Source organism: Flavobacterium sp. FPG59, assembly GCF_002150205.1.
In the GTDB taxonomy this organism is placed as follows: Bacteria; Bacteroidota; Bacteroidia; order Flavobacteriales; family Flavobacteriaceae; genus Flavobacterium.
The window spans coordinates 1-8201 of the sequence record NZ_MTCA01000139.1 but is presented as its reverse complement, the minus strand read 5'-3'; the positions used below and the strand labels follow the sequence as shown (position 1 = coordinate 8201).

Annotated in this window: 4 protein-coding genes; all 4 read left to right on the top strand. The window is 34.7% G+C overall.

Annotated features, from left to right (window positions below):
* Positions 1–98 precede the first annotated feature (98 nt).
* The 4 genes from FPG59_RS11495 to FPG59_RS11480 all read left to right on the top strand — a co-directional run bounded on the left by FPG59_RS11495 (position 99) and on the right by FPG59_RS11480 (position 7889).
* Positions 99–3161: a TonB-dependent receptor gene (locus FPG59_RS11495; RefSeq protein ID WP_086454743.1), complete on the top strand. Its 3063-nt coding sequence runs from the start codon at positions 99–101 to the stop codon at positions 3159–3161.
* A gap of 10 nt (positions 3162–3171) precedes the next feature.
* On the top strand, positions 3172–4869 hold the full coding sequence (locus tag FPG59_RS11490) for a RagB/SusD family nutrient uptake outer membrane protein (RefSeq protein WP_086454742.1): 1698 nt from the start codon (positions 3172–3174) through the stop codon (positions 4867–4869).
* 104 nt (positions 4870–4973) lie between these two features.
* Positions 4974–6314, top strand: a complete 1341-nt coding sequence (locus FPG59_RS11485) for a DUF3472 domain-containing protein (RefSeq protein ID WP_086454741.1) — start codon at positions 4974–4976, stop codon at positions 6312–6314.
* Between the two features lie 195 nt (positions 6315–6509).
* Positions 6510–7889 (top strand): Gfo/Idh/MocA family protein, encoded by a 1380-nt coding sequence (locus FPG59_RS11480; protein WP_086454740.1) that lies wholly within the window; start codon positions 6510–6512, stop codon positions 7887–7889.
* Positions 7890–8201: the final 312 nt, after the last annotated feature.

Here is an 8201-nt window from a genome sequence, read left to right as displayed (position 1 = left end):
TTTTTAGAGTTCATTGTTCTTTATCTAAAAAAAGTAGACTTAAAAAATATAACTGAATAAACCAACTAACTATTATTAACTAAAACCATTTTAAGAGTATGAAATTATTAACCCAAAAAAAACCAAGGGATTTAGTGATTAAAAATCTGTCCCATAAAGAAATTAAACTAGCAATTCTTTCAGTATTAGCTTTAACTTTTCAAGTTTCTACAGCCTCGACTATAAAAACGGCAACAGCATACGATATTAATTTATCAATGTTTCAGAAAATTGTAAAAGGAAAAGTAACCGATGAAAGTGGTGCCCCTATTCCTGGAGCGAACATTCTTATTAAAGGAACTAAAACAGGAGTTCAGACAGATGCTGACGGTAATTTTTCTATTGAAGTATTAGGAAATAACAACACTTTAGTTGTTTCGTTCATGGGAATGGAAGAAAAAGAGGTTGCCATTGGCGTTGGAACATTAAAAATTGTTTTAAAAGAAGCAGGTCAAAAATTAAATGAAGTAGTTATAGTAGGGTATAGTTCGATTAAAAAAGAAAGTCTTACGGGGTCATTGCAAACTGTTAATAACAAAAAACTTACGGATGCAACAACTACTTCTGTCGAAAATTTATTGTCGGGTAAAGCTACTGGGGTTCAAGTAACTTCAGGATCAGGTCAGCCAGGATCTTCAGGAAAAATAGTCATTCGCGGAAAAACTACGGTAAATGGGAGTACTGATCCTTTATGGGTAGTTGATGGAGTTATAATAGGGAGTAGTGCTGGAAATATCAATCCAACTGATATTGAAAGTTTAACGGTACTTAAGGATGCAGCGTCTACAGCTGTTTACGGTTCACAAGGTGCAAACGGTGTTATAGTTGTTACAACAAAAAGTGGAAAATCTGGGAAAGCGACTGTTAGTTTTTCTACAAAAATGGCTGCTACGACTTTGAATACAGGTAATTTTGATATTATGAACGGTACTGAATTGTACGATTTGTACGATTCGTTTTCAAATAAACAAGATTTTTCAACAGCTTGGTGGTGGAATCCGGAATTAAGGAACAAAAACTTTGATTGGTGGGACAATGCTACAACAACAGGTTTAGCAACAGATCATAATTTAGCAATAAGTGGAGGTAATGAAAATTTTAAAAGCTACGTTTCATTAGGTGTGTATGATGAAACTGCTGCTATAAAAGGATATGATTTTAACCGATACAATCTACTCTTAAAATTCAGCTATAAAGTAAATAATTGGTTGACTATAAAACCTCAAATTAATGCTTCACGAAGAGATGTATTAAATAAACAACATTCTGTGGGTGCAATGTATGGTAATATGCCTTGGGACAATCCGTATTTAGCAGATGGTACTTTGGTGGGAAATCAACCAAACCCAACGTGGGTAAATACAACGGGTTCTAACTATTTGTATGACTTACAATGGAATTATAGTGAATCGCAATCTTACGATGTTAGAAGTAATTTTGACTTTGATATAAAACTTACAAATTGGTTAACATTTGCTTCTGTAAATAACTATATCTTTTCACATTCTAATTCTATGTTCTATTCAGATCCACGTTCTTCTAGTGGATTAGCTGTAAAAGGTAGACTGGAAGATTACATGAGTTCTTATAATAGAACGTATACCAATCAATTATTTAAATTCAACAAATCATACGGAGAACATGATTTTAATGCTGTTGCCGGATATGAATGGAATGAATTCAACTCTAAAAACACAGAAGGAATTGCTACAGGATTTGCACCGGGATTTATAGTGGGTGATGTAGCCTCAATTCCTGAAAAAGTAAAAGGAAGTAGAGCGCAATGGGCAGTTCAATCATTATTGTCTAATGTAAATTATTCGTATGATAACAAATATTTAGCACAAGTTTCTTTAAGACGTGACGGAGCTTCCAATTTTGGGGTTAATTCACAATATGGAAATTTCTTCTCAGTAAGTGGTGGATGGAACATTCATAATGAAGACTTTTTTAAAGCGGATTATATTACAAACTTAAAACTTAGAGCGAGTTACGGCTCTGTTGGAAACAGACCAAACAGTCTTTATCCTCATTATGCGTTGTATTCTTTAACAACAGGTTACAATGAAAACCCAGGGGCTCTTATCTCTCAAATTGCGAATCCTGATTTAAGTTGGGAAAAAACGTACACAACCGGAATTGGTTTAGATATTTCGTTTTTAAGACGATTCAACCTTACTTTAGACTATTATGATAAAGATACTTCTGGTTTATTGTATCAAGTTCCTTTGCCAGGAGTAATTGGGGTTACTAGTATTTGGAAAAACGTGGGGGCTGTAAGAAACAAAGGTTTTGAAGCTGCACTTAATATTGATATTATTAATAATGATGACTTGCAATGGTCTGTTGATGCTAATATTGGCACAAATAAAAACAAGGTTACGAGTCTTTACGGTACAAGAAAAGAAATCATTGTTGGAGATGGATCTGGTATTGCTGGTTCAGCCAATAAATTGTTGACTCCAGGAAAAGATGTAGATACGTGGTATCTTACGGAATGGGCAGGTGTAGATCCAGAGACAGGAAAACCACAGTGGTATGAAACCAACGCAGCAGGAGAACGCGTTAAAACCTTTAGTTATAGTGCAGCTTCAAAAACACCGATAGCTGTTGGGGCATATACCCCTTCTTTCTTTGGTGGATTTTCAACGAATTTGAATTACAAAAATTTTGACCTTGCTGCCATGTTCTCTTATTCAGTAGGGGGTGAAATTTATAATTATGCCAGAGCAGAATTTGATTCAGATGGAGCATATACAGATCGTAACCAAATGAATTTGCAAAGCGGATGGAGCCGTTGGGAAAAACCAGGAGATATTGCTACTCATCCTCAAGCAAGTTATAACAATAAAAGTAACTCAAACAAAGCATCGACTCGTTTTTTAGAATCAGGAACCTATCTAAAAATGAGAAGTCTTTCTTTAGGATATAATTTAAATGTGGAGCGTTTCAATATTTCTAATCTTCGACTATTTGTAGCAGCAGAGAACGTTTTTACTATTTCTAAATTCTCTGGAGTTGATCCTGAGATACCACCAGCTAACGGGCAAATAACAGGAGTTGCAACATCAGTATATCCACAGACACGCAAATTTGTATTAGGTCTTAATCTTACTCTTTAAAAAAAAAATCATGAAAAAGATATTTATATTATTTATTACAATTAGTTTTTTATACTCCTGTGAGTTGGAGAGAGAGCCATTTAATTCGTACACAGAAGATAAAATTCTTGCAGATAAAGAAGCAGCTGTCGAAGTGCTTTTAAACGGTTGTTATGCACAACTTAAAGGTTGGTCAGATGTTATGCATAGAGTAGGGGAATATCCTGGGGATAATATTATGATACGTGGAACATCTACGGATTCATTTTATTCCTTTATTTCGTATCAACATATTCCTAATAATGGAAGATTATCTGTTTTCTGGAACAACAGTTATAAAATTATTTCACAATCAAGTGATCTAATCAAAATTATTTCTGAGGGTCAAAATGCCCAAATTGACCAACAATTGGGTGAGGCCTATTATTTGAGAGGAATGATTTACTTTTATTTATCTCGCACCTACGGTAGACCTTATGCACAATCTCCAGAAACTAATTTGGGAGTACCCATTGTAAACGGTATGCCGGCTGACATCGATAATTTACGTCTACCAGATAGATCTACAATTAAAGATAGTTACCAACAAGCTATAAATGATCTAAAAAAAGCCGAAAAGTTAATGACAGTAAAACGTAGTGCTACTTATGCAACCAAGGAAGCTGCTCAAGCCATGTTGTCTAGAATATATTTGTATATGAGCGGTACCTACCAAAGTCCAAATCAGGAATATGCTACTCTTTCTATAGAATATGCTAATAAAGTAATTGCGAGCGGTAATTACAATTTGCTAAGCAGAGCAGATTTTATGAAATACAACACGTTTGCTCCTGATGCTGCCGGACAAAAAGAAACTATTTTTGCTGTTAAGCGTGTGGCTTCGGAGTTTTCTGGTTTTGATCATTATTATGGTATTGGTGGTATGTATGCCAATATTCAAGGCCAAGGTTGGGGCGAGATGTATGCGAGTGCTAAATATTTAGATTTACTTCGCAAAGCAGGTAAGAAAAACGATGCGCGTTGGGCATTTATTGAACCTCAATATGTGACTGATGCAGCCAAAAATAAAACAGAGGCATTCCGCTTTATTCATGATTCTTATAACACAAGCGGAGTTCAAACGGGTTATAACTATATGCAACAACCGCTTAAACGCAATGCTGACGGTACATTTTACATTAATATTGGAACGGATAAATACAATCTAACAGAAGTTAATGCTGCTGAGAATAGTTATTCAATAGTCTATAAAGGAAAAACGTATGTAGGTGAAAAAGATTTTATGATGTTGTTAAACCGTGTATATCCAATGTACTATATCACTAAATGTTCTTTACAGGATAATGATTCACATCTTCATTCCCCTACCATTTCCAGATTAGCAGAAATGTATTTGAATATGGCTGAAGCGTATGCTAAAAAAGGAGATTATACAAATGCTCGTATCAATCTCAATATAATAAGAGAAAGATCAATTCCTGGTGCTGGATATACTTCATTAACTAGTGCCAATGCAATTCAACTTATTGACGAAGAACGTCAATTAGAATTAGCCTTTGAAGCGCATAGGGGATATGATGTATATAGAAACGGACAAACAATGACACGTAGATATCCAGGACCGCATCCAGCGATGGAAGATGTTCCTGCATCAAGTTTGCGCGTGGTACAATACATTCCTCAATCAGAAATAAATGCTTATCCAGGAACACTAACCCAAAATCAATAATAGAAAGGTTGGAATGATGTTGTGTAAAACGTCCATTTGATTAAGAATAATAGGTCCTCAAAACGGGAAATTTGGAAATAAAATAAGTATAAACAAAATTAGAGATGAAAAAAAGATTCTTAACAAAACTAGTAGCAATCATATTCTTGATTCCCCTTACATCTTGCAGCGGTATTGAAAAAAGTGATGAAGTAGGTGATAATGATTCTAAAATGGTATCCACAATTTCTTTGCCTCTTGGTGGAAATGCTTTTAGTTCTATTCCTTTTGCAGGAATTAAAACTATTACAAAAAATGGAATTGAGGATTGGACTAATTCTGAAGAATATTTCACTGCTTATTTTCGAGTTTCTGAACCTGGAGTTTTTCAATTTTCAATAAATAAGGAGTCAATAGTAGTTCTTGGAAAATCAACTTTAGAATTCACCATTAACAATGAATCCAAAAGAGTAGAATTTAACGAGACTAAAAAAGATTCTTACCAAATAGGACGTTGGGAAATTAAGGAGCCAGGTTATGTTGCTTTAAAAATAAAAGGAATTAACAAGAGTAAAAGTCATTTTCCTTCTATTGTAAGCGTAACAATTAACAGTTCAATTGCTAAAGAAAAAATTGCATTTGTTCAAAATGACGAAGGTAGTTTTTATCATTGGGGCAGAAGAGGACCTTCTGTACATTTAAATTATCAAGTGCCAACAGATAAGGATATTGAATGGTATTACAACGAAGTCACAGTTCCAAAAGGCCAAGATGTTATAGGTTCTTATTATATGGCAAACGGATTTGCAGAAGGTTATTTTGGTATTCAAGTTAATTCCCAAACAGAGCGCAGAGTATTATTCTCTGTCTGGAGCCCATTTGTAACAGATGATCCGGCCTCTATACCAGATTCTAAAAAAATTAAACTTCTTAAAAAAGGAGCAGGAGTAACAACTGGAGAGTTTGGCAATGAGGGTTCCGGAGGACAAAGTTATTTGAAGTACAATTGGATTGCAGGAAATACCTATAAATTTTTACTCCGTGGAACTCCTCAAAGCGATAATTCAACAACCTATACCGCTTACTTTTTTGCTCCTGAATTAAACCAATGGCAATTGATAGCTAGCTTTAATCGGCCGGAGACTAATACGTATTTAAAAAGATTTCATTCATTCTTAGAAAATTTTTCTCCGGAACAAGGGGATAAATCTCGCGAAGTTTTATTCGGCAATCAATGGTATTGTGACGCTAAAGGAAATTGGACAGAGATTAATGCCGCAAAGTTCACAACAGACAATACAGGCACTATAGGATACCGTATGGATTATTCAGGAGGTCTACTAAATAATGATTCATTCTATTTGAAGAACGGAGGCTTTTTTAATAATTTTACCAAAGCACAAAGCATTTTTACAAGATCATTAAGTCAGAAAAGACCAGATATTGATTTTAAAGTGTTGCCGTAAAGAGTACTCACGGTTTAAATTAAAAGTTACAATAAAATATTACTGAATGGGTAATCTAGAACTAGATTATCTGCCTTTTTAAAACATATAAATTAAATTATAAAATCGCCATTAACAACAGGTTTCTTTACAAGCAAACACCAATAAGTAAAAGGCGGAACCATACATGACCACTAACAAATAATTTTTACATATATGAAAACTAGTATTTTTAAATTACTACTTATTTCCTTTGTTTTTCTGGGATGGACAACTGTATCAGCTCAAATGATTAAAACCCCAACTCCCAAACGACCTAAAGGTCAAACAGATGTTTTACGGCTAGCTATAGCTCCCATTCCTACGGTTCGTATTGCTTTCATCGGTTTAGGAATGCGTGGTCCAGGCGCTGTAGAACGTATGACCCATATTCCGGGGGTTGAGATTATTGCATTGTGCGATATGTTAGAGACCAATACAAAATCAGCTAATGAAATTCTTACTAAAGCAGGGCTTCCAAAAGCGCAAGAGTTTTTTGGAGATGAAAATGCTTGGAGAAAAGTAACAGCACTACCTAACGTAGATCTTGTATATGTAGCAACCGATTGGAAAAACCATGCAAATATTGGCGTTCAAGCCATGAAAGATGGTAAAAATGTTGCTATTGAAGTTCCTGGTGCCTTGACAATGGATGAAATTTGGGACTTAATTAATACTTCTGAGAAAACACGTAAGCATTGCATGCAGTTGGAGAATTGTGTATACGATTTCTTTGAGTTGACAACTCTAAATATGGTGCAACAAGGATTGTTTGGTGAAATTATGCATGCTGAAGGGGCTTATATTCACGGACTTCAGCCTTACTGGGGCGAATATTGGAATAACTGGCGTATGGATTATAATAGAAAACACCGTGGTGATATTTATGCAACCCATGGAATGGGACCTGCATGTCAAGCATTGAATATTCACCGTGGTGACAAAATGAACTTTTTAGTTTCTATGGATACTAAAGCTGTTGGAAATCCTGCTTATATTAAAGAAAAATCAGGACAAGAAGTTACTGACTTTAGAAATGGAGATCATACCATGACTATGATTCGTACCGAAAAAGGAAAAACAATCCACATTCAACATGATGTGACTTCCCCGCGTCCTTACAGTCGCATGTATCAAATTAGTGGGACAAAAGGGTTTGCAAATAAATATCCCGTTGAAGGATATGCTTTGGGGTCAAAGGAAGTTGGTTCAGATATTACACCCAACCATGAAAAGTTAAATGCCCACAGTTTTGTTCCTGCTGATGTGAAAAAAGCTTTAATGGAAAAGTATAAACACCCAATTGTAGCTGGAATTGAAGAAAAAGCCAAAAAAGTTGGTGGTCATGGTGGGATGGACTTTGTAATGGATTATCGTTTGATTTATTGTTTACAAAACGGACTTCCGTTAGATATGGATGTATATGATTTAGCAGAATGGTCTTGTCTTGGCCCGTTAACCGAAAAATCACTTGATAATAATTCAGCACCAGTTGAGATTCCTGATTTTACTCGCGGTGGATGGCAAAAATTAAAAGGTTTAGAGTTTTCTAAATAAAATCAATTGCAAAGAGAATTTCTGCTTTTATAGAAAGAATCCAAAAAGTTGAATAATTTTCTAACTAATGAAAAAAATGAGCTCGATGATGTATCGGGCTCATTTTTTTTAATTGACTTTATGCTTTCTAAATTACTTTATATCAATAGTACGGATGCTTTTTTGATTGTATAGTTTATTAAAAAACGAACCGCTATTGAGTGCCTGCATACAAGTTTTGAGTTGTGCAAAATAAGATTAATACAACTGTCAAAACGATTAATTCAAAAATTTTTGAATTTTACAGCAATGCTAGGTTAATATCTTTACAAT